Origin of the sequence: Pedobacter cryotolerans, assembly GCF_005116475.1 — a bacterium.
GTDB classification, from domain to species: Bacteria; Bacteroidota; Bacteroidia; order Sphingobacteriales; family Sphingobacteriaceae; genus Pedobacter; species Pedobacter cryotolerans.
In genome coordinates, this window is the sequence record NZ_SWBO01000008.1 from 108,247 (window position 1) to 132,684 (window position 24,438).

Consider the following 24,438-nt stretch of genomic DNA (forward strand, 5'->3'; position numbering starts at 1 on the left):
TGGTGTTTAATTGATACAACTTAACATAATGTTAATTATAAGACAATTGTTATTATATTAATTTTAATAGTTTTTGCGTGTTTTATACTATGGTTTAATAACATTATTCTATTTCAAAAACTATATCAGTTTCTAAGTTATAATTTAAGTAAATAAGCTAATTTTGTTTTTTAAATAAAATGGAAAACAAAAAATCTACGCTTGGCTTTATATGTATCACTATTCTTATTGATTGTATTGGTTTCGGAATAATTATTCCGGTTTTGCCTGATTTAATTAAAGACATTTCTGGGAAAACATTAGCTGAAGCAGCAGAATACGGTGGTTTGTTATTAGTTGCTTATTCGTTAGCTCAATTTATATTTGCACCAATTGTAGGTGGTTTAAGCGATAAATATGGACGAAGACCTATCTTATTAATTTCATTATTAGGTTTAGGAATAGATTACATTTTTTTATCATTTGCCCCAACCTTAGCTTGGTTATTTGTAGGTCGTATCATCGCTGGTGTTGCTGGAGCAAGTTTTACAACCGCCATGGCTTATATTGCAGATATCAGCACGCCAGAGAAAAAAGCTCAAAACTTCGGTTTAGTTGGTGTAGCTTTTGGAATAGGATTTATTATTGGACCGCTTATTGGAGGTTTAGTTAGCAACATGGGGTTAAGAGTTCCGTTTATGATCTCTGCCGCATTAGCACTTTTAAATTGGCTTTACGGCTATTTTATTTTACCAGAGTCATTAGCGAAAGATAAACGTAGAGAATTTTCTTGGAAACGAGCAAATTCAATTGGATCCCTAATCAGCGTTTCAAAATATCCAGCAATAATTGGATTAGTAACTGCATTATTGTTATTATACACAGCAAGTCATTCTGTGCAATCTAATTGGGGCTATTATGTAAAAGAAAAATTTAATTGGGACCCAACAATGATTGGTTATTCACTTACCGTTGTTGGTGTTGTAGTTGCAATTGTTCAGGGCGGTTTAATTAGAATTGTAATACCAAAAATTGGGAGTAAAAAAGCAATTATGCTTGGTCTATCATTATACATTATTGGATTTACTTGTTTCGCATTTGCGCCAAATGGTTTAATGATGATGATTTTCATTCTTCCATATTGTTTGGCTGGCATTGGCAATCCAGCAATGCAAACTATTATTTCAAATCAAGTGCCAGATAATGCACAGGGTGAAATACAAAGTATAGTTACTAGTATGCAAAGTTTAGGTGCTATCTTTGGGCCATTCTTTATGGCATTTATTTTTGCTCATTTTATTGATAAAAATAATAGTATTTATTTTCCTGGCGCACCGTTTATTCTGAGCGCTGTTTTAGCTTTTTTTGCTTTAATAATTGCTGTTTCTGCATTAAAAAAGCATCACTAAAGCAAATCGGTAGCTAAATTTGCTAACTCGCTCCTCTCCCCTTTTTGCAAAGTAATATGTGCATATAAGGGATGATTTTTTGCGTTTTCTATGAGATAAGATAATCCGTTACTTTCTGAATCTAAATACGGAGTGTCAATTTGATAAATATCGCCAGTAAAAACAATTTTGGTGTTTTCGCCAGCTCTGGATATAATCGTTTTGATTTCGTGAGGAGTAAGATTTTGAGCTTCATCAACTATAAAATAGATCTTAGTTATTGTTCTACCTCTAATAAATGCCAAAGGAGCTATTTGTATTTTCTCCGTTCTGATGAGTTCATCAATTTTAAATTGCATCTTTTCATCGTCATTAAACTGCTCTCTAATAAATTTTAAATTATCCCATATTGGTGCCATATAAGGATCAACTTTTTGTTTAACATCACCAGGTAAAAAACCAATATCTTTATTGCTTAAGGGCACAATTGGTCGTGTAATATAAATCTGTCTAAAGTCTTTTCTTTGTTCTAGCGCACAAGCTAATGCTAATAATGTTTTACCAGTTCCGGCATTGCCTTGTATAGTTACCAACTTAATATCGGTGTTTAAAAGTGCATCTATTGCAAACGATTGTTCGGCATTACGCGGAATTATGTTGAATACAGGATGATTATTTACTTTGCGAATTGATTTATCGGAATTATTGTAAAAGGCTATTACACTTTTCTTTTTATTTTTAAGGATAAAAAAATGATTAGAATTGATAACTGGAATGGCTAATTCAGCAGCATTTATCTTTTCGTTATTTTCCAGCCTGCTCATCACTTTAAGGTCGAAGTATAATATTTCAGTTCTTCCCGTATATAATTCGTCTGCATTTTTAATTTTACCTGTTTCGTAATCCTCGGCATGCAGATTTAGCGATTTAGCCTTTAAGCGTAAGCAAATGTCTTTAGATACTAAAACAACTTTACGTTTAGGATTTTCTTCTTTTAAATATAGTGCAGCATTTAGAATTCTATTGTCAAATTTGGCATCGCCGAATAATTTTTCGGCGTTAATTTTCTTTGGGTGCTCATCTAAAACTACTTTAAACTTGCCTAAACTATTCTTTTTAAGCGGAAACCATTTATTAATCAAGTTGTTTTTAGATGCTTGATCAATTAATCTGATAAAATTTCTGGCTTCAAAATTTCGAGTATCGTTACCATTTTTAAAGTTATCTAGTTCTTCTAAAACCAAAATTGGCACCGCAACATCATGTTCTTGAAAACTATTTACTGCTTCATGGTCATATAAAATTACTGAAGTATCTAATACAAATATTTTTGTGGATGAATTGCTGTCGTGATGATTTTTCTTTGCCATATACATAAAATTAGCATTTAGCAATTAAAAAAAATAGTTTATTTGCTAACATCGAAAGCATAAAAAAACGGAGATCCTCTTCTTTCGATTTGGTGTCTCCGTTTTAACCTTATTACCAACCTTAGTTTGTAATATGGCATCAATTGAATGTACTTAACCTTACTCGTAGTTTAAAATTCTTTCGAACCGTTAAACTCGTTTGTTAACTATCAATTTATTGCGTTACTCCGTAAAATGCGGCAATTTTGATAGTGTCTGATATGCTTCAAACTTAAACTGGTTTTCCAACCTATAAATCTGCTAAACATGGCTAATCTTGCGAAAAGTTTATTTAGCGACTATTATTTAACAATATTTATCTTTCGATAACCATTATCAAATGATTTCCATCTTTCGATGTTCATCAGTTTGTTTCATCAAATTAATTTTAGGTATTTAAACCTTTTCACATTCATTTATTTACATCTTTCGACTTTAATAAATTCAGTTACTAATTTAATCATTTACATATTTTGCAACATGTTTTTGAAAACGATTTACATTTTACAATGCAATTTCGAATTTGATTTTAGCATTTTAATCCCAAAAATTTGTAGTCTTTCGACTTGATTTTTGTTTTGGATTATTTTTCAGACTGTCAAAGTACTTCGTTTTTGATATAATCTAATTTACCAGCTATTTAATGGATACGCAAAAATATTTACACTAATTTTTTAACAAGTTATAAACCATTACTAATCAGTTATTAACAATTACAATTCTTCAATATGTTCTAAACTAATCGTATAGTATACATTTTACATAAATAGCTCACTTTTACTAACATAACGGTGGATTAGGTTTATTCACATTTTATAAAATAGATATACTTTTATTGATGCGTAAAATTCTTATTTAAACTAATCCAGCCAAAAAATTATCAATTTTTAAAATCAATATCCATACTAAAAACGTTAATTTTGTGCCATGCTGAACCAGCCAATCAGAAACATTCAAGATTTTTTGCTAAGTACTTATTTTGCAGATGGCTTGCGTATTACAATTGGCGTACTCCTACCCTCTTTAATAATGGCTCAGTTTGGTATGCTTCAATATGGGATGACACTTTCACTTGGTGCTTTATGTATTAGTGTTGTTGATACTCCAGGGCCAATAGTACATCGTAGAAATGCCATGGTTATTACCACAGTTCTACTTTTTATTATCTCAATTGTTGTTGGTTTAACCAATCTAAACATTTATGTAACAGGTGTTTTGCTTGTTATTTGTAGCTTCTTTTTTTCGATGTTCTTTTTATACGGAAATAGAGCTGCTGCTGTTGGTACATCAGTTTTACTGATAATGGTTTTAAGTATTGATGATATAAGACCATGGAAAGAAGTGATTTTTTATGCCCTTTTGGTTTTAGCAGGTAGTATTTGGTACACTTTATTAAGTTATTTCGTGTACAGACTTAGGCCTTATCGTTTGGTGCAGCAAATGTTAAGCGATTCTATTTTAGAGGTAAGCACATTTTTAAGAGCCAAGGCAAAATTTTATCATCAGAATACTGATTATGAAAAAAATTATGCTGAGCTTTTGCAACTTCAGGTTCATGTACATGAGAAACAAGACGAAGTACGTGAAGTATTATTTAGAACTAGAGAAATTGTAAGAGAATCTACACCTCAAGGCAGATTTTTGTTGCTTGTTTTTGTTGATATGGTTGACTTATTTGAACAAGTAATGTCTACCTATTACAATTACAAACAATTACATGAGCAATTTGACTCGGCGGGTATTTTACCAAGATATGAAAGAGTAATTAACCAAATTGCAGACTCTTTGGATGAAGTAGCCTTCTCATTAAAAAGTGGTGGATTGCCTTATTTAGATCCTAAATTGATAAAAGGTGTTGAAAAATTGAAGTATAAAATTACGCTACTCGAAAAAAATAAAAACCAGCAATACAACACCTTAGGTTTAATTGCATTAAAAAATATCGAAGTAAATATTGAGAATATTGTTAGTAGAGTAAAAACCATAAACGGCTATTTTAATAAAAGCGAAAAAAAGAACTTAAAAAGCAGAGAGATTGATGTAGAAAAGTTTGTAAACAAACAAAATATGGATGTTAAGTTGTTTTTTGAGAACTTAACCTTTAAATCATCAACGTTTAGGCACGCTGTAAGAGTGGCTATTGTAATGTTAATTGGTTTTGTTGTTGCCAAAAGCTTAAATTTTGAGCACAGTTATTGGATTTTACTAACTATTCTCGTGATTTCAAAACCTGGTTTTAGCTTAACTAAAGAACGTAATATCCAAAGACTAATTGGTACGGTTATAGGTGCTTTTATAGGAATGGGCATTTTGGTTTATGTGCATGATAAAAATACACTCTTTTTAATTTTATTATTTTGCATGATTGGTAGTTACAGCTTTCAACGCAAAAATTATGTGGTAAGTGTACTTTTTATGACACCTTACATTTTAGTATTATTCGATTTTTTAGGCATGGGAAGTATTTCATTGGCACGTGAGCGAATTTATGATACTTTGATAGGTTCTGCTATAGCGTTACTGGCAAGTTATTCTCTGTTTCCGAATTGGGAATACGAAAAACTTAAAACAGCTATGATTGATACTTTAAAGGCAAACATGGAGTATTATAAGCAAGTAACCTTACTTTATTTTGAGTCAAATCCAAATTCGACCAATTATAAGCTGGCCAGAAAGCAAGTTTATGTAAGTACATCTAACTTAGCTTCCTTGTTTCAAAGAATGTTTTCTGAACCTAAAAGTAAGCAACATCACATGACAGAGTTACATCAATTTACGGTACTTAATCATTTGCTTTCATCTTACATTGCTACACTATCACTCTATAAAAAAGAACATGCTTATATTTATTTAGCTGTTGATGAATTGAAACCTATCGCTACAAATACGATTTATTTAATAGATCAATCTGTAAGTAATTTAAATGTACACAATGATGATATTAGCAATGTGCCATTAATTAGAAGAAAAAATTTAAACGTATCATTTAAAGAAAATGAAAGTATGATTATCTCTGAACAGTACGATGCCATACAAAAAGTTGCGTATGATATTTTTAAATTAACAGAGAAGTTAAAGATTTAATTATTTTCTAATTTATTTTTAACCAAGCAAAAATTAAACGGTAACTCTATTTTTCTTTCATCGTTTAATTTAAAGATAATTACAGTTTCACATTCGATTTTCATTTTCAGTAAATTTTTAAAGCTTGCAACAATCACCAAATTATTTAGCGTGTTTTCATCTGTTTTAATTACAGTATCTAATTTTGTAAAGGGTATTTTAATATCCATTTTTCCTTTCTTAATGCTTACACCTGTAAGTTTATCCATCAAAAAAGTTGATGTAACTTCAAATTCTAAAGTTTTGTTTTGATCATCAGATTTTATATAAACTGCATAAGCATGGTATTCATTATTGCTTCTAATGTATTGATAATCAATATTTACTTTTTCTTGAGCCTTTAACAAAAAGGTAATTAATTGTAAACTAAAAAATAAATAGTAGAATTTTTTCATCTTAAAATTTGCAAGTATTTTTAAATTTTGTGAAAGTATTATCTCTTAAAATAATAGAAAGCTCGAAAGTTCTGGGTTGATAATTAGCTATGTTTTTAGAGAATAAGCCGTAGTTAAATCCTAATGAAATAGTAGAAAAATCAAAACCAACAAAGGGGAAAAAAGAATTACCATTTGATTGGTACCAAAGCCCGGTATTTAATTTTAATTTAGATTCGAATGTAGGTTTAAAACCTATTACAGCCCCTATAATTGCATCGCGACTTGAGCCCTCTCTTAGTTGGTGTGCGCTAAAATTTAAATCTACTAAATCATCGGTTGTATACCTAAAGCTAAAGTTTATGGTGTGTCGGTAAGGTAATTTTACTGTTAAATCATTAAATAAAGATTGGTTTGGCCTTGTTAAATGATATGCAGCGTAGCCAAGCGAGGCAGATATTTTATTTAAAGATAAAGCAATATTAGCACCCACATTAAAGTCAAAATAAGAAAGTTTATTGCTATTTAAATCTAAATAATTAGGCAACGAAAGGTTAAATGAACCGTCTTGAAATTGGGAAGCTACAGTTAAGGCGTCAAAATCTAATCGTTTGGTAACATAAGAAACCTGTGGAGCTAATCCAATTTTAACGTTATGATTGGGATCTAAGAATTTGTAATAGGAAAAACCAGCACTTAAGTTCGATGCTTTTAAAAATTTATTAAACGATTCATCATACAAAGCACTCATCCCAATGGCAAAAATGTCATCGTGATAAAACTCATCGTTAAGTTTTATTTCTCCAGATAAACTGTAGGTATTGTAAGGAGCTCCAATATTTGCCCATTGTTGTCTCATGTTAGCCGCCACTCTGTAGTCGCCATCAAAGTATCCGGTTAAAGCTGGGTTTAAAAGTAATGGTGCAGCAAAATATTGCGAAAATTTAGGATCCTGAGCATTTGAAGAGCTAGAATACAAAATAAGTATCAATATGAATAGGCAGTTTTTTATCATGGAATTAGAATAGTATTGCCTTTTGTACTAAACTTTTTATCAATTAAATTAATGCCTTCTGCAACCCAAGTATAGGTTTCAAAAGGTTGTGCAGAATTTCTAAAATAGCCATTCCATCCCTTTTCTGGCTCAGCACTGCTAGTTTCGAATACTAAATTGCCCCATTTGTTATATACTTTAAAACTGATTAAATTTTTTAAATGAGCTATAAAAGGATAAAGTTTATTATTTGTTCCTTTAAATGGAGTAAACGCTGTAGGTACATTAATTTTAGGAAGGTTTACCAATTCTGCTTTTACCTCTGCAACAATAGTACATCCTGATAAGTTGGTGAGAGAAATGTAGTAACTACCTGATTTGGTAATTCTATTAGCTTGTTCTATTGGTTTTTGCATTTGACTGTCATACCAATAAGCCACTTTTACATAATCACTACTTCCTTTAATTATATCAGGATTGGTTAAATCTACACTTTGTGTTAAAAATACTGGAGCAGGATGATTGATAACCAATTGAGGTTGAGCATTAATCTGTACGGTAATCTCCTCAGTTATTTCGCAACCATTTAAATTTTTTATGCTTACCAGATATGTGCCGCTTTTATCTATTTGTTTTGGATTATTTAATATTTTTCCACTTGTTTTTTCTGAAAATGTATAGCTAACATTTGTTGTTGTACCAGTATAAAGAATTGGATCAGTTAAATCAATTACCATTGGCGCACATACTGGATCTGGATTTTTAATCACTAAGTTAGGCAACTCATAAACTTTTACTTCAATTGGTTTTACGGCTACGCAACCATTGGTATTGATGGCTTTAATATAATAAATGCCACTTTTAGCAATAGCATTTGGATTATCGATTTTTAGGGTTAAATTTTCATCATTAAAGTAAGATAATTGAATGTCATTATCGCTTCCTTGAGTTACAATAGCAGTAGTAATATCAACTGTATTTGGTGCGCAAACTGCTGGTGGATTACTAATCTTAAGTATGGGTAATTTATAAATTTCTACATCAACTTTTTTAATAACCGAGCAAAATTGCGATTGGAAATGAATATAATAGCTGCCACTTTGGGTAATATTTTGTGGATTAGCGATAACTTTGGTAAGTTGTAAATCAGTAAAATAGGTTTTCGTTAAACCAACGGGTACCTTTTTTTGAATACTATTACTTGTTAAATCGATAAAACTGTTTGCACAAGCTGTTGCTTTAGCAAGTACATCAATATTTGTAATATCAATAAATATTACCTCAATAGGTTTAACAGCGCTACAGCCGTTCATACTTCTTGCTTTTATATAATACGTGCCGCTTTTTGTAATTTCGGTTGGCTTTGGCAGGCTATTTTTAAGTTCAGGGTCGGTAAAATATTCATAGCTAACATCAGCAGCCATGTTTATTCTATATTTTTCTGCTGTAAGATCAATAATTTCATCTTTACAAGCATTAATCTCACTCACTAAATTCAATTCAAAAAAACCTTTCTGTATAATGGTACTAACGGTATTTGTGCAACCAAATCCTGCGTAAGGTATTAAATCAAGTATTACTTTGTCATTCTCTTTTAAAGCGGGTTTTATCGTAATATAATTTCCTTCGCCATAAAAAACAGATCTATCTGCATTGTACCATTTATAAAACTCATAACCGCCTGGTCCGGTTAATAATACATCATCAGAGCTATCGCAATTGGTGTTTCCTTGAATAATGCTTTCACATTTTTCATTCACATCTAAATAAGCATAACCAAAGTGTCCGCTTTGCGTACAATCTGCAGTAGTAAATTCTATTAATAGCTGTTTACCTTGGTAATTACTTAAATTAATAGAAACTGGCGACCAATCTTTATAAATTACACCAGCAACTTTAGATTTTTTAAATCCTGGTAAGTTTGATGTAGCAATATATTCAAACGATGCACAATTGATATAACTATTTGTACTTAAGTCTAATACCTTAACATTAAATCTAGGTTGCTCTGCTTCTATATGGTTAGGGTCCTGAAAAACAACCGCATACTGGTAAGTTAAATTAAATACAGGCTTATCGTTGGGTACAGTTATTAAGTACGATATTCTCTCGGCTTGTTTACCAGTACCGTCATTACCTAATTTAACCGAATAATTACTTCCGTTGGGAGCCAATACAGAAAAACCACCATAAGGATCTTTAACTGTTTTTGAATTTATAATGCCGTGCCTAAGTAAAGAAGGTGCACCAGCTGTAACATTTACTTTATTTACAGTTTTATTACCAGCTAAACTTGATTCAACAAAACCAGTATAGGTTTGCCATTTGGTAAATGTACCTGTTTCAAACCCAATGTTTTCGGGACAGTTTTGTGCGTAAATATTAAAGCTTATTGCCATTAATATGGAAACAAGCGTGAGGCGAGTTAATTTAGTAGTTTTCAATATTAGGGATGATTGAATAACTAAATCTAATACTTTTTTTTCTTAAAACTAAAATTTATATCTTCTTAAATATATAATCATTAATCTATAATGAAACTAATTAACCAATGGTTTGTTATATTGTCTTAATAGAAAAATTAACCATGGAAAAATTATATACAGCATCGGTTGTTGCGCAAGGCGGAAGAGACGGACACATTAAATCAAACGACGGAATTTTAGATTTTGAAGTTAAGAGACCAAAAGAAATGGGAGGACAAGGTGGTGCAACCAATCCAGAACAACTATTTGCTGCCGCATGGGGACCATGTTATTTAGGCGCATTAAAAAGCATTGCAGATAAAGAAGGAATTGTAGCAGAAGAAGCTACTGTTGATGTTCAAATTTCATTTAATGAGGATGGTAAAGGATTTGCTTTATCGGCAGAATTAGATGTACACATACCAGGTTTAGCACATGATGAAATTCAACGAATTGCAGATTTAGCTCATCAAACTTGCCCATATTCTAAAGCCACAAAAGGGAATATTGAGGTAAGAGTTACAGCAGTTTAAATGAGTTGAAATGTTGTAAGGCTGAACATTTCAATCTTACAACATTTCAACTTTAAAATAATTATACAACAACTTCTTCCTTTATCGTATTTTTTGGTCTACCGTTTTTAAATGCTTCTCTAGTTTTTAAGCCTAACAATTCAAACATTACCATATCATCGGCAAATGCCGGATTTGGTGTAGTTAATAATTTATCGCCAGCAAAAATAGAACTTGCACCAGCCATAAAACAAAAAGCTTGCTCTAAAGTACTCATTTCATTTCGTCCAGCACTTAAGCGTACCACAGAATTAGGCATTACAATTCTAGCTGTAGCTATCATTCTCACCATATCCCAAATTGGCACACGTGGCTGATCTTCTAATGGCGTACCTTTAACAGGTACCAAAGCATTTACCGGTACAGATTCTGGATGCTGTGGTAAGTTTGCCAAAGTTTGTATCATTGCTACCCTATCTGCAGGTGTTTCTCCTAAACCAATAATACCACCGCTACAAACTGTTAATTTCGCTTTGCGTACATTTTTAATGGTATTTAAACGATCATCATAAGTACGGGTAGAAATAATTCTTTTGTAATCCTCTTCAGAAGTATCAATATTATGGTTGTAGGCGTACAAACCTGCATCAGCCAGTCGCTGAGCCTGAGTTTCTGTAAGCATACCCAAAGTACAACAAACTTCCATGTCCATATCATTTACCGCTTTTACCATCTCAATCACGCGGTCAAAATCGCGGTTATCTCTAACCTCACGCCAAGCAGCGCCCATACATAAACGAGATGCTCCACCCTCTTTTGCTTTTACAGCTGCACTTACTACCTGACCCAATTGCATTAAAGGTTGTACCTCTAAATCGGTTTGGTAACGGGCTGCTTGAGGGCAATAAGAGCAATCTTCGGCACAACCACCAGTTTTTATAGAAATTAAAGAGCTAATTTGTACTTCATTATAATCTTTTTGTTCACGATGAATGGTTGCAGCTTCATAAACCAAATCCAAAAATGGCTTATCATAAATAGCCTGTATTTCTTCTTTTGTCCAATCGTGTCTTAATGCTTGCATATTAATTTATATGTATTTTAATTTATAATAATAACTTACTGGCTAATCCTAAAAGGAGTAAAAAACCAAAAACGTCTGTAAATGTCGTAATAATTATAGACGATGCAATAGCCGGATCAATACCAACGCGTTTTAATACCAAAGGTATACTTGAGCCAGTAATGCCAGCAATAACCAAATTACCTGTCATTGCTAAAAATATAACTAAACCTAGCATTGGGTTTGCATCAAAGAAAAATGCTATTCCAAAAACAATTAAGCCGGTAACAGCTCCGTTAATTAAACCAACAGTAAATTCTTTTAATACCGCTCTATAAGCCTGATTATCAGTTAAATCATATAACGAAATACGTCTAACTGTTACTGCTAAAGCTTGTGTGGCAGCATTACCACCCATACCAGCAATAATAACCATGTAGGCAGAAAGCACTGTTAATTGTGCGGTAACAAATTCATAATGGCGCACTACTGCCGATGCTAAAAATGCTGTAGCTAAATTAATAATTAACCATGGTAAGCGAGATTTTACAGCATCAATCCAATTACCGCTTAATTCCTCATCTTCAGAAACCCCAGAAATTTTCAGAAAATCTTCTGTATTTTCATCTTCCAAAACATCAATCACATCATCAAATGTAACCAAGCCTAAAAGTTTCATTTCATCATCAACAACTGGTATACTGGTTAAATTATATTGCGAAATCAGCTTTGCTACCTCTTCCTGATCGGTTTCTGCCTTTACATAAACCACATCAGCATTAATCATTTCGGTTATTTTCGAGTTGCCCTTTGCTTTAATAATATCTTTTAAAGAAACAATACCTTTAAATACGTTTTCATCATCAACTACATAAACCGTGTAAAATTCTTCAATTGCTTCGCTTTGCCTTATAATTTCGTCAATTGCATCTTTTTTAAACAAGTTTAAATTAATGCGAATAACATCGGTGTTCATTAAACCACCTGCTGTTTCTTCGTCATAACTCATCAAATTCCGAATACTCGACGCGTCATCTTCGTTTAAGTCTTCTAAAATTTCTTGCTGCTCGTGCTCATCAAGTTGCGAAATAATATCCGTAGCATCATCGTAATCAAGCTCTTCAACAATTTCTGTTCGCTTATCTGGGTGTAATTGTAAAAGTAATTCTGCAGGATGGGATTCCTCATGCATTTCTGCAATAACTTCCGATGCAATTTCAACATCCAGCAAATTGATAATCCGCTCTTTGTCTTCACTGTTTAAGCTCTCAAATAAAATAGCAATTTCAGACGCATGATATTCCGCAAGCGTAGCCTTAAGTTGTTCATTATCACCACTTATTGCCTGCTTTAGTTTAGAAACGTCTGTTTTATCTAAATCAAATGATTGCATAGGCTACTAAGATAGAAATAATTTGCATTTGAGATGTTACAATAATGGCTTTAAAAAGCGATTAAGCAGTTTTTTATTTGAAAAACAAGGGTAGTAATTTTTGGCAAGTTTTGTCCCGCTTTACGTTGCTGCCATGTCTCCGCCTACCTGCCTACCGCAGGTAGGCGCTGAGACTAACATGGCATACACTGCAATCGGGTTTATTTTACAAAGCAAGTGGTGCTTTCGATAAGTTGCATAACGTATATTTTGTTAAATTCACCTCATGAAAACAGATACAAAACATTAACATGGAAAGAATTGAAATTTATTCTAGTAAGAAAAAATCATTATTGTTATTAATTGGTTCGTTATTTTTTGTTTTGGGTGGTGTTTATATATTGATGAATGTAGAAATTTTTACAGGATATAGATCAAGAAATCCTTTCTTTATAAAGACAATTGGTATAATATCTATTTTATTTTTCGGATTAGGTATATATATTTCAGTAAGGCAACTCTTATCAAATCAATTAATTCTTGTTATCGATAAGAAAGGTCTAATCCTTTATCCGAAAAAATCGCTGACTACATTTATTGAATGGAAAAACATAATCGGTTTTTCTGAACTGAAAATTCAAAGTCAAAAATTTGTAGTTATAGTTGTAGATAATTCAGCTTATTGGATTGATAAAGAAGAAAATAATATTCGAAAAAAGATGATGAAATTCAATATAAAAAATTTTGGTTCACCTTTTAATTTATCTTCAAGTTCTATGCAATTAAATCATACTCAATTGATGTCCATATTGAACGAGTATTTTAATAAATATAAAATCCTAGATAAATAGAGTTTGGCAAAAAATTGTTGCTATGAATTTTATTGAAAGCCACAGAACAACTCGCTAAAAAAGAAAAAACATAACATTTTTAATCATTACCGCCAGTTTTAACCGATGAAACTTGATAAATTAATATTGGTTTTAGCCAAATTGCATGTTTCTTGCACAATCTTTTGTTCAATAAACCTGACAGTAGCGAACATGTAGTTCCGACCTTTAGGTTGGGACGAAATAAAGCGAATGGCAGGACTGTGAAAATCAATGAAAAACAGAACCTAGCTTTTCAAAAAAACATCTTAAATCTTATTTAAACCAACCCTTACGCCAAAAATAAATTACTTGTAAAACGGCAATTAAACCCATTACAATCATGGTATATAAATAACCATGTTCTTGGTAAAGTTCGGGCATGTTTTGCGGTAAAACTTTGCCGGTAACTGGGTCTTCCCTACTAAAATTCATCCCGTAAATGCCTGCAATAAATGTTAAAGGAATAAAAATTGAAGAGATGATGGTAAGCACTTTCATTATTTCGTTCATTCTATTGCTAATGATAGACAGGTACATGTCGATATTACTTGCCGAAATCTCCTTTAATGATTCTACCATATCTATTGTTTGCACACAATGATCGTAAGCATCTCTTAAGTAAACCTTAGTAGTTTCGGTTATAAATTTACTTTCGGTTCTTAAAATATCGTTCATTTTATCTCGCTCAGGCCAGGTGACACGCCTTAAAGTGATTAGGTTTCGTTTAATTGCCTGGGTATCAAACATGATTGTGCGATCAGGTTTTTCGAATAATCGATCCTCAATGTTATCTAATTCTTCGCTCCAAATACCTAAAACAGAAAAGTATTCATCAATAATTAAATCCATTAAGGCGTACATTAAATAACTACTTCCGCCAATGCGAATATTGCCTTTACCCCCTTCTAAACGATTGCGAACTGCATCTAAACAATCTTCATATTTATCCTGAAAAGTGATTAAAACATTAGATGTTAAGATAAATGACAACTGCTCATTTTGTAAAACATTTTCTTCATCAATAAACAACATTCGGCTCACTGCAAAATCATGCGAGTTGTAAACTTCGTATTGCGGTCTTTGGTAAGTTCTGGTAATATCTTCTAAAACTAATTTATTAATACCCCAATCTGTATTTAGGGTTTCGAACATATTAAAGGAATTAAAACCTTTTATTTCTATCCAATAATTATATTCGGCATCAACCAGTTGTTCTCTTAAACCTTCCAGATTTTCGAGTTGTTTAACCTCATAATAATTTTCATTGTAGGTGTATAAATTAATATGTGGTATTAAAGAATTTTCATCGATAAAAACTACCCCCGGACTAGAGCCTGGTTTAGGGAGTTTAAAGCTATGTTTTTTATGTTTATGCTTTTTTAGCTTTGCCATAATTTATAGATAGAGTTTTGCTTGTGGTCCTTGGTTAAATAATAAATCAACAATACTTAAGTTGGGTATAAAATCATTTCTATCACTAAACACCTGAAAATAGTTTTTTGCATTTGCTAAATGAATTGCATTTTTATTAAAACTGGTTCTAAAATCTATTTCTTTTGGGATCTCAGTTTCATATTCATTAGTAAACAATAAAGCTTGATTTTGTTTCAATTGTTTTAAAATCCAAGCAAGTAATTCAGTATTATAATCAAACAAAAAATCATATTTTTTTTCGTAAAAAGGTGCCAAACCATCTTCGTAAAACTCAAAATATGCCGAACTGCGATAACAGGTTTGCATACTTAGCCAATGTAAACGCTGCCATTTAGCATCGTAACTAATTTTAACATCTTTAATTGGAGTTTTAAACTTTGAGCCTTTTATAACTGGTATCATTAAATCTAAAATGCCATCTGGCGAAGCAATACTCGCTCTATTTCTATAAGTTTGCTTTACAAAATGTTCGTTTTTCTCGATTGTAAAAATAAAATCATTTGCTTTTAATGTTGTAAAATAGCTTACCGGTGGAAGATAAAAAAGAGGAAATATTGCTGAACTTTGCATCTGTTACTTTATGTTTGTATTCTAGTTGCCCAAATTAATGATTCTAAAAGGCTTTTCGTACATCGGTATCTTTTTTTTGTACATTTTATCGCTGTTGCCGTTACCTGTACTCCTGTTTTTTGCTCGTTTATTGTATTATCCGCTTTACTATATTGTTGGCTATAGGCGTAAGGTAGTTCGGGTAAATTTGCAAAAATCTTTTCCTGATAAGGATTTAAAAACCATTATTAGTATAGAAAAGCAATTTTATAAATACATTACAGATTTAATTTTTGAAATTATTAAGTTGAACAATATCTCTGAAAAAGAGTTGCGCAAGAGAGTAAAATTTAATGATTTAGAATTAATAGAAACTTATTTTAACAAAGGAGAAAGTATTTTAGCTTGTACTGGCCATTATGGCAATTGGGAACTTTGTATGCTTGCTTTAGGATTAAATATTACCGCAACACCTTATGTAATTTACAAACCATTGGCAAATGGAGTTTTCGAGAAATGGTTTCAAAAATGGAGAACTCAGTTTGGGAACATATTTGTACCCATGAAACAGACTTTGAGGCAGGTTGTAGCTACAAAAAATAAAGCAACTATGTTTTGCTTTGCAAGTGATCAAACCCCAGTTAGAGAAGAAACACAATATACCCTTCAATTTTTAAATCAACAAACGGCGGTATTGCTGGGTTTAGAAAAAATAGCGCTGCAGACCAATAGACCTATTTTTTATTTTGATGTGATTAGTGTAAAACGTGGTTATTACGAAGTAAATTGTGTGCCACTGTGTTTAAATCCAAAAGAAACCCAAAATCACGAAATAACTGATTTATTATTTGATCATTTAAATAATACCATACAAAGAGAGCCCGCATTTTGGTTGTGGAGCCACAGACGTTGGAAATTTACTGTATAATATGGAACCGAGTGTAGCAGTAGTAATTTTAAATTGGAATGGTAAAAAATGGTTAGAGCAATTTTTGCCCAGCGTTGTAGCTTCAAATTATCCTAATCTTCAGGTTATTATTGGTGATAATGCATCAACCGATAATTCGGTTTTATTTGTAAATAATCACTTCCCTACTGTGAAAGTAATTACAAATGATAAAAATTATGGTTTTGCTGGCGGATACAATCATGTTTTAGCTCAGGTTAATGCTGATTATTTTGTATTGTTAAACTCTGATGTTGAAGTGCCCAAAGATTGGATAAAGCCTGTTATAGATTTAATGCAAAGCGATAACAATATTGCAGTTGCACAACCCTTAATTAAATCGCAAAAAAGCAAAACACATTTTGAATATGCAGGTGCTGCTGGAGGTTTTTTAGACTTATATGCATATCCTTTTTGTAGAGGAAGGATTTTTGATGAAGTAGAACAAGATCTAAACCAGTACAGTACTGATATAGAAATTTTTTGGGCAAGTGGTGCTGCTTTTTTTATTAAAAGTAAAGCTTGGCTAGAAATTGGCGGATTAGACGCCGACCTTTTTGCCCACATGGAAGAAATTGATTTATGTTGGCGTTTAAAAAACTTAGGCTACATGGTTGTTTGTTGTGCTAAATCAGAAGTTTACCACGTTGGTGGTGGAACTCTAGATGCAAATAATCCCTATAAAACGTACCTCAATTTTAGAAACAACCTAATTATTATGCAAAAAAACTTGCCGAAAAATGATGCTTATTTTAGAATTTTTATCAGATTTTGGATTGACTTAGCAGCATGGTTTCAGTTTCTACTTAAAGGAAAAACAGATTTAACACTTGCAATTAGTAAAGCACATTATCATTTCATTAAAGATTTTACCAAAACTGCCAACAAAAGAACAAACACTCAACTACCATTTTTGCAACACCATGGAGTTTATAAATACAGTATTGTATACAGCTATTTTGTTAAAAAAATCAAAAAATTTAGTCAGCTGCCTTGGTAGTTATAATGCAATTTGTTCTTTAATAGTTTTATCAACCCAATGTACCGTGTTTGATGCTAACCCGGTGGTATGAAATTTCACTAAACCGTCTTTACCTACCACCAAATGAGTTGGGTAAGAAGAAACTCTATACTTTTCAGCATAAAAATCACCATCAGGCACAATAGCATATAAAAAAGGATATGTTTTTAAGAATTGTTTTAAATCATATTTATCATCTAATGCAACGGCTAAAAACACAACATCTTTATTGTCTTTGTATTTGGTATACATTTGGTTTAACTCAGGTATTTCTTGCTTGCATGGCGGACAATTAATAAACCAAAAATTAAAAACTAACACTTTACCGGTTAATTCTCTTAAATCGTATTTGTTGCCATTAATGTCAACAAATCTCTCGCCTTTAAATTTTTCGCCATCTTTAAATGACGAGCTTAAACTTGGTCTGGGCAATTTATCTATGCTAGCCAATTTTCTTTCAATCGATTTTGCTTTTTCTTCTGGGCTCATTTGGTACATAATAAACTCAGTTTTTACTTTATTAAATTTAAAAGCATAATCGCCTGTAGTATTGTAAGCACGCCATAATTTGCTATTTAATATATTTCCAGCTTCATCTCTTACAATAGCTTTATCATCTAATTTTAAAGTAGGTGCCGCCATTTGAGCATTGCTATAAAAAGCAACAAACATTAAAACGATTATCAAAAATTTTTTCATTTTAGTTGGCTTTTAATAAACTTTCAATAGCTAATCTATACCCATCTAAACCAAAACCGGTAAGCACACCTTTACAATTTTTGCCTGTTAAAGAAACATGCCTAAATTCTTCTCTAGCGTAGATATTAGAGATATGTACTTCAATAACAGGTGTTTTTATGGCAGCAATAGCATCGGCAATAGCTACCGAAGTATGTGTGTATCCGCCAGCGTTAATGATAATCCCATCATAAGAAAAACCAACTTCATGTAATTTATTAATTAACTCTCCTTCTACATTGCTCTGGTAATAATCAATTTCTAAAATCGAATACAAATCTCGCAGTTGCGATATATAACTGTCAAAACCTTCTGAACCATAAATGCTAGGTTCTCTTAAACCCAAAAGATTTAAATTTGGTCCGTTAATAATTTGTATTTTCATTTGTTGTAATTTAAAATTTGTAACGTTGCAATGTTATAAAAAAAACTCAATAAATTAAGTGAATTTTCAATCTTACCTAAAAGGATTTAAAGACTATTTAAAATTAGAGCGTTCGCTTTCTAAACATTCTATTGATGCTTATTTAAATGATGTAGATAAGTTAATTCAGTTTTTTTTAGCTACTGATCAAGAAATTTCTTTAAACAAAATTACGCTTAAAAACCTACGAGAATTTATTACTTGGTTAAACGAAATTGGCATGCAATCGAATACGCAAGCCAGAGTAATATCAGGTTTAAAAGCATTTTTTATGTATTTAATGCAAGAAGAAATTATTGAAGAAGACCCGACCGCTTTGTTAGAAGCGCCAAAACTTACGCGGAAATTACCAGATACACTTAACATTGATGAAATAAATAAACTCATTGATGCCATTGACGCTTCCAGGCCAGAGGGAATGCGAAACAAAGCCATTATTGAAATGCTATATGGCTGTGGTTTACGGGTTACAGAATTGGTTGAGCTTCGGATTTCTAATATTTACACAGATAGTGAGTTTATTAAAGTTGTGGGTAAAGGAAATAAAGAAAGAATTGTGCCTATTGGTTCTGTTGCTCTTCATCTTTTAGCTATTTATATTAATCAGGTACGAGTGCATTTAACTATTAAAAAAGGGCAAGAAGATTTTATTTTCTTAAACCGCTTTGGGAGCAGGCTATCGCGAATTTCTGTTTTTAACTTGATTAAATCTCTAGCCGAAATAACAGGCATTCATAAAAATATTAGTCCACATACTTTGCGACATTCTTTTGCTACACATTTAATTGAAGGTGGTGCAGATTTAAGAGCAGTGCAAGAAATGTTAGGGCACGCTAGTATTACCACAACAGAAATTTATACGCATTTAGATAGAGATTATTTAAAAAGCGTAATAACACAATTTCATCCGAGATCCTAATGGATGTCTCCCTGAGCTTGTCGAAGGGTTTGTGTCAAATTTTCAAGAGTTCTTTGATAGCTAATCGTTGACGTTTTGTTAGCTACCTATAAATCTTTATTTTATTTTTAAAAAAAACTATAAACTTCCAGCTTTGTCATTCAGAGCGCAGCGAAGAATCTCAATCGATAAATCTCTCTAATGAGATCCTTCCTTCGTCAGGATGACAAATTGTAAAAAAAATCCACATCATTTTTATTGATTTTATAAAATAAATTACCACTATTATTTACATAATTATACGATTTTCCGACAACCAATCATCCTATCCTTACCCTGCATATCTTTCTTTAACTCAATGTTTTTAAAGTTTTTATCTTTTAATAATTGTACAGTTTGTTCACCTAAATATTCATTGATCTCGAAAAACAATAAGCCGTTTTCTTCGAGGTATTTAAGAGCGAAATTGGCAATAGCCTCATAAAATATCAAAGGATTTTGGTTACTTACAAAAAGTGCTCGGTGTGGTTCATTAGCCAATACGTTATTGTTCATTTCAGGTTTTTCATCCTCTTTAACATAAGGAGGATTGCTGACAATTAACGAGATTTGAGATGTGAGATTTGAGATGTGAGATTGAATGAATCTAGGTTCAAGTATATCATCTTGAATAAAATTTACATCTACATCATTTAAAACTGCGTTTTGCTGAGCAGTTGCTAAAGTATCTGCAGCAATATCTAAGGCATAAACCTTTGCCTCAGGAAGGTTCTTTTTTAATGAAATTGCAATGCATCCACTTCCAGTGCCAATATCAAGTATATTTACGGTTTTTGATTTACGATTTACGATTTGTTCATCACTATTTAAAACCGACAAAATCCAATCTACAAGTTCTTCAGTTTCTGGTCTGGGAATTAATACCGATGGATTTACCTTAAATGGCAATCCGTAAAAGTAGGTCTCGCCTAAAATATATTGAATAGGTTTTTCTGCTAACAAATCTTTTAAAGCATTTTCGAAATTTATTAGCTCATTTGTACTTATTTCTTCTTCCTTTTTTAAAATATAATCAGCTCTACTGTACTGTTTTATATGCTGTAAGGTTAACAAAAATATGGCTTGGGCTTCATCTTTTTGGTAAAGCAGATTTAACTCGTCGATAAACCTTTGGGATACTTGTTTCAGTTGCATTTGCTGCAAAAATAAAGATATTCAATTGAATAGTGATTGAAAATCTGATTACGATTACTACAGGCTGAAAAATATAGCTTACTTTTGCAGCAATGACCGACGAAATTTACATGCAACGTTGCCTAGAACTTGCCATATTGGGCATTGGCAATGTTAGTCCGAACCCAATGGTTGGCTGTGTAATTGTTCATGAAAATAAAATTATTGGAGAAGGTTATCATCAAAAAATTGGTGAGGTACATGCTGAGGTAAACGCGATTAATGCAGTTTTAACCACCTTTGGTGATGAAGCTCCTACTCTTTTAAAAAATGCCACTGTTTATGTTAGTTTAGAGCCTTGTGCTCATTTCGGAAAAACTCCACCCTGTGCAGATTTATTGGTAAAACACGAGGTAAAAAGGGTTGTAATTGGAAATGCCGATCCGTTTGATGCCGTAAATGGAAAAGGAATTGAAAAACTTATAAATGCAGGAATAGAGGTTGTTAGTGGTGTATTAGAAGATAAATGCAGTTATTTAAACCGTAACTTTTTTACCAGAATTAAACAACAACGCCCTTTTATTATTTTAAAGTGGGCACAAACAGCCGATGGTTATTTTGCACCGTTAAATGCTAGTCAAAAATGGATAACTGGAGCTATTGCTAAACAGCTTTCTTACAGATGGCGAAGTGAAGAAGATGCTATTTTAATAGGTAAAAGCACGGCTATAATCGACAATCCGCAGTTAACAAGTAGAATTTCGGGTGGTAAAAATCCTATCAGAATTGTAATTGATAAAAACTTAAACATTCCTTTAAGTAACCATATTTTTGATGACCAAGCTAAAACTATCATTTTTAATGAAGTAAAAACTGAAGTAATGGAAAATATCCACTATGTGCAAATGGAAGATATGCATTTCTATTTGGCGCAGAAAATTGCCTTTCAGTTATTTTTAATGGATATTCAATCCGTAATTATAGAAGGTGGTATTCAAATTTTAAATCATTTTATTAGCGCTAACTTGTGGGATGAGGCGAGAATATTTACATCCACAATAGTTTGGAATGAAGGCTATAAAGCGCCAATAATTAAAGGTAAAGTTTTAGAAAATTTGCCATTGGGCGATGATCAATTAACAATTTTAGCTCAAAACAAATCATAATGATATTTCTTTTACTCAGCATAATTTGCAGCGTAACCGTTGGTGTGCTCTTAAAGCTTGCCAAACGTTATCAAATTAATGTGATGCAAGCTGTTACATGGAATTACCTTTTTGCAATTGGTTTGAGTTTATTCTTTTTCAAACCAGATTTTAGTTCGGTAAGCTTTAGCCTAATTTCTCCAGTTTATATTGCATTAGGAATTTTATTACCAATTATTTTCCTTTTTCAAGGGTTTGCGGTTAGGCAGGCTGGTTTAGCAAAAACTGATATTGCACAAAGGTTATCTTTATTAATTTCACTTTGTGCGGCATATTTTATTTTTAACGAAAATTTTGATCGTTTAAAATATGTAGGGATTATTTTTGGTTTTGTTGCCATTGTATTAACCATGTACAAAAAGCAAACAAGTAGCAACAACAAATATAGTTGGCTATATTTACTGTTAGTGTTTGCAGGTTTTGGTGTAATAGATATTCTTTTTAAACTGGTTAGTCAGCTTAACGAAATACCCTATACAACTGCTCTTTTCGTAATTTTTTGCATTTCATTTGTATTATCATTAGCTTATATTCTTTATCTAGCCATCGCTAAAAAAACAAAAATCCAGCTCATTAATTTTGTATGTGGATGCATATTAGGATTATTTAATTTTGGCAATATCCTATTTTACTTAAAAGCCCATAGAGCAATGGCCGAAAATCCATCAACTGTGTTTGCTGCAATGAATATTGGTGTAATTATTATTGGCAGCTTAATCGGCATTTTGGTTTTTAAGGAAAGATTAAGTAAATGGAATTATACAGGATTGGTTTTTGCATTAATTGCAATCGTACTCATCACTTTATCAAAATTACATGCTGTTTGATGATACCTATAGCACGGTTAAAAGCGTTTCTGAAGGAATTTTTAGAGACAAAGGAAGTAAATTTATCGGCTATGCCTACCCTATTAAAAGTGAAGCAGAGATTAAAGAAATAATCAATAAGTTAAGAGCTGAACACAGCAAAGCAAGGCATTTTTGCTGGGCCATTAGGATAAGTACAGATAGAAAAGTATTTAAGTTAAATGATGATGGAGAACCATCTGGAACTGCCGGTAGACCAATATTAAACACCTTATTATCAACAGATTTAACAAATGTTTTAGTTGTGGTAGTTCGCTATTTTGGCGGAACATTGTTAGGGGTTCCTGGCTTAATTAATGCTTACAAAAATGCAACGATAGAGGCTTTAAATGCAAACGAAATTATCACAAAAACGGTAAATGATGTTTATCAAATCAATTTTGATTATTTAATGATGAACGATGTGATGCGGATTGTAAAAGATGAAGCACTAAATGTTATTGCTCAACATTTCGACAATAACTGTTCAATTGAATTTGAAGTAAGAAAATCTAATTTAAATCAGGTTTTAGGTAAATTGGAGAAAATTGAAGGAGTTGAAATTAAGTATTTAACTACGGTTTAGACTAAGCAGTTATCACCTTCATTCCGGAAACGGAAATTGTAATGCTTCAAAATGGTTGCAATCTATTTTACTGCATTACGATACCCAATCGAGTTGGGTATGAAGAGTTATGGTAGATGATACCAATGATTTTCATTAAGTTTGTTATATCTTTTGTATCTACTAATGAACAAATGACACCAATGAACTAACCGACGAATCTTATGCAAAAATTATCAGAAGCTGATTTAATTATCAATCCAGACGGTAGTATTTACCATTTAAATTTATTACCAGAAGATATTGCAGATACAGTTATTACGGTTGGCGATTTAGATCGGGTTGCAGAAGTAAGTAAGTATTTTGATTCGATAGAAATTAAAAAAGGCAAACGTGAATTCATCACGCACACTGGTTATGTCGGCAAAAAACGAGTTACGGTTTTATCAACTGGTATTGGTACAGATAATATTGATATCGTTTTTAACGAGCTTGATGCATTGGTAAATATTGATTTTGAAACTAGAACAATAAAAAAGGAATTAAAATCACTGGATATTATTAGAATTGGAACATCTGGAGCAGTTCAGCCTGATATTGAGATGGGTACTATTTTAGCATCTTCTTATGGTTTAGGTTTTGATGCTTTGATGCATTACTATATCCATGAAGTTTCTGGAGATGAACACAGTATTTTAGATGGAATTAAATCTCATTTTTCTCATATTAAAAATTTACATCCCTATTTAACAGCTGCAGATCATACTTTGGTAGCAACAATTGGGAAAGATATGGAACAAGGTATTACCATTACAGCTCCAGGTTTTTATGCACCACAAGGCCGACAAGTACGAGCAAAAAATGCAGTACCAAACTTTATCTCGCTCTTAAATAGCTTTAAACACGAAAAATATCGCATTACCAATTTAGAAATGGAAACTGCCGGAATTTACGCTTTGGCTAAAACACTTGGTCATAAAGCACTATCTGTAAATGCCATTTTAGCGAGCCGAGTTAATTTCGAATTTAGCAAAGAACCCAATAAAATTGTTGAAAAAGCAATTAAAATGGTTTTAGAGCGATTGTAAA

At 32.0% G+C, this 24,438-nt stretch carries 22 protein-coding genes; 11 read left to right on the forward strand and 11 right to left on the reverse strand.

What is annotated here, in order from left to right; translation table 11 throughout:
- Positions 1–179: 179 nt before the first annotated feature.
- Positions 180–1,388, forward strand: a complete 1,209-nt coding sequence (locus tag FA045_RS13920; protein WP_136877691.1) for a TCR/Tet family MFS transporter — start codon at positions 180–182, stop codon at positions 1,386–1,388.
- On the opposite strand, the gene FA045_RS13925 is transcribed toward FA045_RS13920, so the two are convergent.
- On the reverse strand, positions 1,385–2,737 hold the full coding sequence (locus tag FA045_RS13925; protein WP_205943158.1) for a PhoH family protein: 1,353 nt from the start codon (positions 2,735–2,737) through the stop codon (positions 1,385–1,387). The genes FA045_RS13920 and FA045_RS13925 overlap by 4 nt on opposite strands.
- A gap of 966 nt (positions 2,738–3,703) precedes the next feature.
- Between FA045_RS13925 and FA045_RS13930 the strand changes: the two genes are divergently transcribed.
- Complete coding sequence (locus FA045_RS13930) at positions 3,704–5,860, forward strand: FUSC family protein (RefSeq protein WP_136877693.1); 2,157 nt, start codon at positions 3,704–3,706, stop codon at positions 5,858–5,860.
- On the opposite strand, the gene FA045_RS13935 is transcribed toward FA045_RS13930, so the two are convergent.
- From FA045_RS13935 to FA045_RS13945, 3 genes are read right to left on the reverse strand one after another with little or no spacing between them, the layout of a single operon-like run.
- Positions 5,857–6,294, reverse strand: coding sequence for a hypothetical protein (locus tag FA045_RS13935; RefSeq protein ID WP_136877694.1), 438 nt, complete (start codon positions 6,292–6,294; stop codon positions 5,857–5,859). The genes FA045_RS13930 and FA045_RS13935 overlap by 4 nt on opposite strands.
- A 1-nt stretch (position 6,295) precedes the next feature.
- Positions 6,296–7,288 carry a PorP/SprF family type IX secretion system membrane protein gene (locus tag FA045_RS13940; protein ID WP_136877695.1) on the reverse strand — a complete coding sequence of 331 codons (993 nt, stop codon included), beginning with the start codon at positions 7,286–7,288 and terminating at the stop codon, positions 6,296–6,298.
- On the reverse strand, positions 7,285–9,666 hold the full coding sequence (locus tag FA045_RS13945; protein WP_205943159.1) for a gliding motility-associated C-terminal domain-containing protein: 2,382 nt from the start codon (positions 9,664–9,666) through the stop codon (positions 7,285–7,287). Before FA045_RS13945 ends, FA045_RS13940 begins: the two co-directional genes overlap by 4 nt.
- A 188-nt stretch (positions 9,667–9,854) precedes the next feature.
- On the opposite strand from FA045_RS13945, the gene FA045_RS13950 reads away from it, so the two are divergent.
- On the forward strand, positions 9,855–10,265 hold the full coding sequence (locus FA045_RS13950) for an organic hydroperoxide resistance protein (protein ID WP_136877697.1): 411 nt from the start codon (positions 9,855–9,857) through the stop codon (positions 10,263–10,265).
- 61 nt (positions 10,266–10,326) lie between these two features.
- On the opposite strand, the gene bioB is transcribed toward FA045_RS13950, so the two are convergent.
- Together bioB and mgtE are read right to left on the reverse strand one after the other, a co-directional pair.
- Positions 10,327–11,328, reverse strand: a complete 1,002-nt coding sequence (gene bioB, locus FA045_RS13955; protein ID WP_136877698.1) for a biotin synthase BioB — start codon at positions 11,326–11,328, stop codon at positions 10,327–10,329.
- 22 nt (positions 11,329–11,350) lie between these two features.
- Positions 11,351–12,700, reverse strand: coding sequence for a magnesium transporter (gene mgtE / locus FA045_RS13960; protein WP_136877699.1), 1,350 nt, complete (start codon positions 12,698–12,700; stop codon positions 11,351–11,353).
- 290 nt (positions 12,701–12,990) lie between these two features.
- Here mgtE and FA045_RS13965 point away from each other — a divergent pair, with 290 nt between their 5' ends.
- Positions 12,991–13,530, forward strand: coding sequence for an STM3941 family protein (locus FA045_RS13965; RefSeq protein ID WP_136877700.1), 540 nt, complete (start codon positions 12,991–12,993; stop codon positions 13,528–13,530).
- A 294-nt stretch (positions 13,531–13,824) separates the two neighbouring features.
- Here FA045_RS13965 and corA read toward each other — a convergent pair whose 3' ends face one another.
- Both corA and FA045_RS13975 read right to left on the reverse strand, forming a co-directional pair.
- Positions 13,825–14,943 (reverse strand): magnesium/cobalt transporter CorA, encoded by a 1,119-nt coding sequence (gene corA, locus FA045_RS13970; protein WP_136877701.1) that lies wholly within the window; start codon positions 14,941–14,943, stop codon positions 13,825–13,827.
- 3 nt (positions 14,944–14,946) lie between these two features.
- Positions 14,947–15,555 (reverse strand): WbqC family protein, encoded by a 609-nt coding sequence (locus tag FA045_RS13975; RefSeq protein ID WP_136877702.1) that lies wholly within the window; start codon positions 15,553–15,555, stop codon positions 14,947–14,949.
- 37 nt (positions 15,556–15,592) lie between these two features.
- Between FA045_RS13975 and FA045_RS13980 the strand changes: the two genes are divergently transcribed.
- Both FA045_RS13980 and FA045_RS13985 read left to right on the forward strand, forming a co-directional pair.
- Positions 15,593–16,462 carry a lysophospholipid acyltransferase family protein gene (locus FA045_RS13980; RefSeq protein ID WP_136877703.1) on the forward strand — a complete coding sequence of 290 codons (870 nt, stop codon included), beginning with the start codon at positions 15,593–15,595 and terminating at the stop codon, positions 16,460–16,462.
- 1 nt (position 16,463) lies between these two features.
- Positions 16,464–17,480: a glycosyltransferase family 2 protein gene (locus FA045_RS13985; protein WP_136877704.1), complete on the forward strand. Its 1,017-nt coding sequence runs from the start codon at positions 16,464–16,466 to the stop codon at positions 17,478–17,480.
- Here FA045_RS13985 and FA045_RS13990 read toward each other — a convergent pair whose 3' ends face one another.
- Positions 17,481–18,200, reverse strand: a complete 720-nt coding sequence (locus FA045_RS13990) for a TlpA family protein disulfide reductase (RefSeq protein ID WP_136877705.1) — start codon at positions 18,198–18,200, stop codon at positions 17,481–17,483. It lies immediately after the preceding gene.
- Between the two features lies 1 nt (position 18,201).
- The gene (gene aroQ, locus FA045_RS13995) at positions 18,202–18,624 is read right to left on the reverse strand and encodes a type II 3-dehydroquinate dehydratase (RefSeq protein WP_136877706.1); all 423 of its coding nucleotides are present in this window, start codon (positions 18,622–18,624) and stop codon (positions 18,202–18,204) included.
- A 58-nt stretch (positions 18,625–18,682) separates the two neighbouring features.
- Here aroQ and xerD point away from each other — a divergent pair, with 58 nt between their 5' ends.
- Complete coding sequence (xerD, locus tag FA045_RS14000; RefSeq protein ID WP_136877707.1) at positions 18,683–19,582, forward strand: site-specific tyrosine recombinase XerD; 900 nt, start codon at positions 18,683–18,685, stop codon at positions 19,580–19,582.
- A 276-nt stretch (positions 19,583–19,858) separates the two neighbouring features.
- Here xerD and prmC read toward each other — a convergent pair whose 3' ends face one another.
- Positions 19,859–20,755 carry a peptide chain release factor N(5)-glutamine methyltransferase gene (gene prmC / locus FA045_RS14005; protein WP_136877708.1) on the reverse strand — a complete coding sequence of 299 codons (897 nt, stop codon included), beginning with the start codon at positions 20,753–20,755 and terminating at the stop codon, positions 19,859–19,861.
- Positions 20,756–20,847: 92 nt separating this feature from the next.
- Between prmC and ribD the strand changes: the two genes are divergently transcribed.
- From ribD to FA045_RS14025, 4 genes are all read left to right on the forward strand, one after another.
- Positions 20,848–21,900, forward strand: a complete 1,053-nt coding sequence (gene ribD / locus FA045_RS14010; protein WP_136877709.1) for a bifunctional diaminohydroxyphosphoribosylaminopyrimidine deaminase/5-amino-6-(5-phosphoribosylamino)uracil reductase RibD — start codon at positions 20,848–20,850, stop codon at positions 21,898–21,900.
- On the forward strand, positions 21,900–22,766 hold the full coding sequence (locus FA045_RS14015) for an EamA family transporter (RefSeq protein ID WP_136877710.1): 867 nt from the start codon (positions 21,900–21,902) through the stop codon (positions 22,764–22,766). Before ribD ends, FA045_RS14015 begins: the two co-directional genes overlap by 1 nt.
- On the forward strand, positions 22,756–23,370 hold the full coding sequence (locus tag FA045_RS14020; RefSeq protein WP_136877711.1) for an IMPACT family protein: 615 nt from the start codon (positions 22,756–22,758) through the stop codon (positions 23,368–23,370). The genes FA045_RS14015 and FA045_RS14020 overlap by 11 nt, the downstream gene beginning before the upstream one ends.
- A 203-nt stretch (positions 23,371–23,573) precedes the next feature.
- Entirely contained in the window at positions 23,574–24,437 is an 864-nt protein-coding gene (locus FA045_RS14025) for a nucleoside phosphorylase (RefSeq protein WP_136877712.1), read from the forward strand.
- Position 24,438: the final 1 nt, after the last annotated feature.

Excerpts from the sequence above, each read along its gene's own strand:
- FA045_RS13920 (WP_136877691.1), top strand. The coding sequence starts at position 180 with ATGGAAAACAAAAAATCTACGCTTGGCTTTATATGTATCACTATTCTT.
- FA045_RS13925 (WP_205943158.1), bottom strand. The coding sequence starts at position 2,737 with ATGGCAAAGAAAAATCATCACGACAGCAATTCATCCACAAAAATATTT.
- FA045_RS13930 (WP_136877693.1), top strand. The coding sequence starts at position 3,704 with ATGCTGAACCAGCCAATCAGAAACATTCAAGATTTTTTGCTAAGTACT.
- FA045_RS13935 (WP_136877694.1), bottom strand. The coding sequence starts at position 6,294 with ATGAAAAAATTCTACTATTTATTTTTTAGTTTACAATTAATTACCTTT.
- FA045_RS13940 (WP_136877695.1), bottom strand. The coding sequence starts at position 7,288 with ATGATAAAAAACTGCCTATTCATATTGATACTTATTTTGTATTCTAGC.
- FA045_RS13945 (WP_205943159.1), bottom strand. The coding sequence starts at position 9,666 with ATGGCAATAAGCTTTAATATTTACGCACAAAACTGTCCCGAAAACATT.
- FA045_RS13950 (WP_136877697.1), top strand. The coding sequence starts at position 9,855 with ATGGAAAAATTATATACAGCATCGGTTGTTGCGCAAGGCGGAAGAGAC.
- bioB (WP_136877698.1), bottom strand. The coding sequence starts at position 11,328 with ATGCAAGCATTAAGACACGATTGGACAAAAGAAGAAATACAGGCTATT.
- mgtE (WP_136877699.1), bottom strand. The coding sequence starts at position 12,700 with ATGCAATCATTTGATTTAGATAAAACAGACGTTTCTAAACTAAAGCAG.
- FA045_RS13965 (WP_136877700.1), top strand. The coding sequence starts at position 12,991 with ATGGAAAGAATTGAAATTTATTCTAGTAAGAAAAAATCATTATTGTTA.
- corA (WP_136877701.1), bottom strand. The coding sequence starts at position 14,943 with ATGGCAAAGCTAAAAAAGCATAAACATAAAAAACATAGCTTTAAACTC.
- FA045_RS13975 (WP_136877702.1), bottom strand. The coding sequence starts at position 15,555 with ATGCAAAGTTCAGCAATATTTCCTCTTTTTTATCTTCCACCGGTAAGC.
- FA045_RS13980 (WP_136877703.1), top strand. The coding sequence starts at position 15,593 with ATGATTCTAAAAGGCTTTTCGTACATCGGTATCTTTTTTTTGTACATT.
- FA045_RS13985 (WP_136877704.1), top strand. The coding sequence starts at position 16,464 with ATGGAACCGAGTGTAGCAGTAGTAATTTTAAATTGGAATGGTAAAAAA.
- FA045_RS13990 (WP_136877705.1), bottom strand. The coding sequence starts at position 18,200 with ATGAAAAAATTTTTGATAATCGTTTTAATGTTTGTTGCTTTTTATAGC.
- aroQ (WP_136877706.1), bottom strand. The coding sequence starts at position 18,624 with ATGAAAATACAAATTATTAACGGACCAAATTTAAATCTTTTGGGTTTA.
- prmC (WP_136877708.1), bottom strand. The coding sequence starts at position 20,755 with ATGCAACTGAAACAAGTATCCCAAAGGTTTATCGACGAGTTAAATCTG.
- ribD (WP_136877709.1), top strand. The coding sequence starts at position 20,848 with ATGACCGACGAAATTTACATGCAACGTTGCCTAGAACTTGCCATATTG.
- FA045_RS14015 (WP_136877710.1), top strand. The coding sequence starts at position 21,900 with ATGATATTTCTTTTACTCAGCATAATTTGCAGCGTAACCGTTGGTGTG.
- FA045_RS14020 (WP_136877711.1), top strand. The coding sequence starts at position 22,756 with ATGCTGTTTGATGATACCTATAGCACGGTTAAAAGCGTTTCTGAAGGA.
- FA045_RS14025 (WP_136877712.1), top strand. The coding sequence starts at position 23,574 with ATGCAAAAATTATCAGAAGCTGATTTAATTATCAATCCAGACGGTAGT.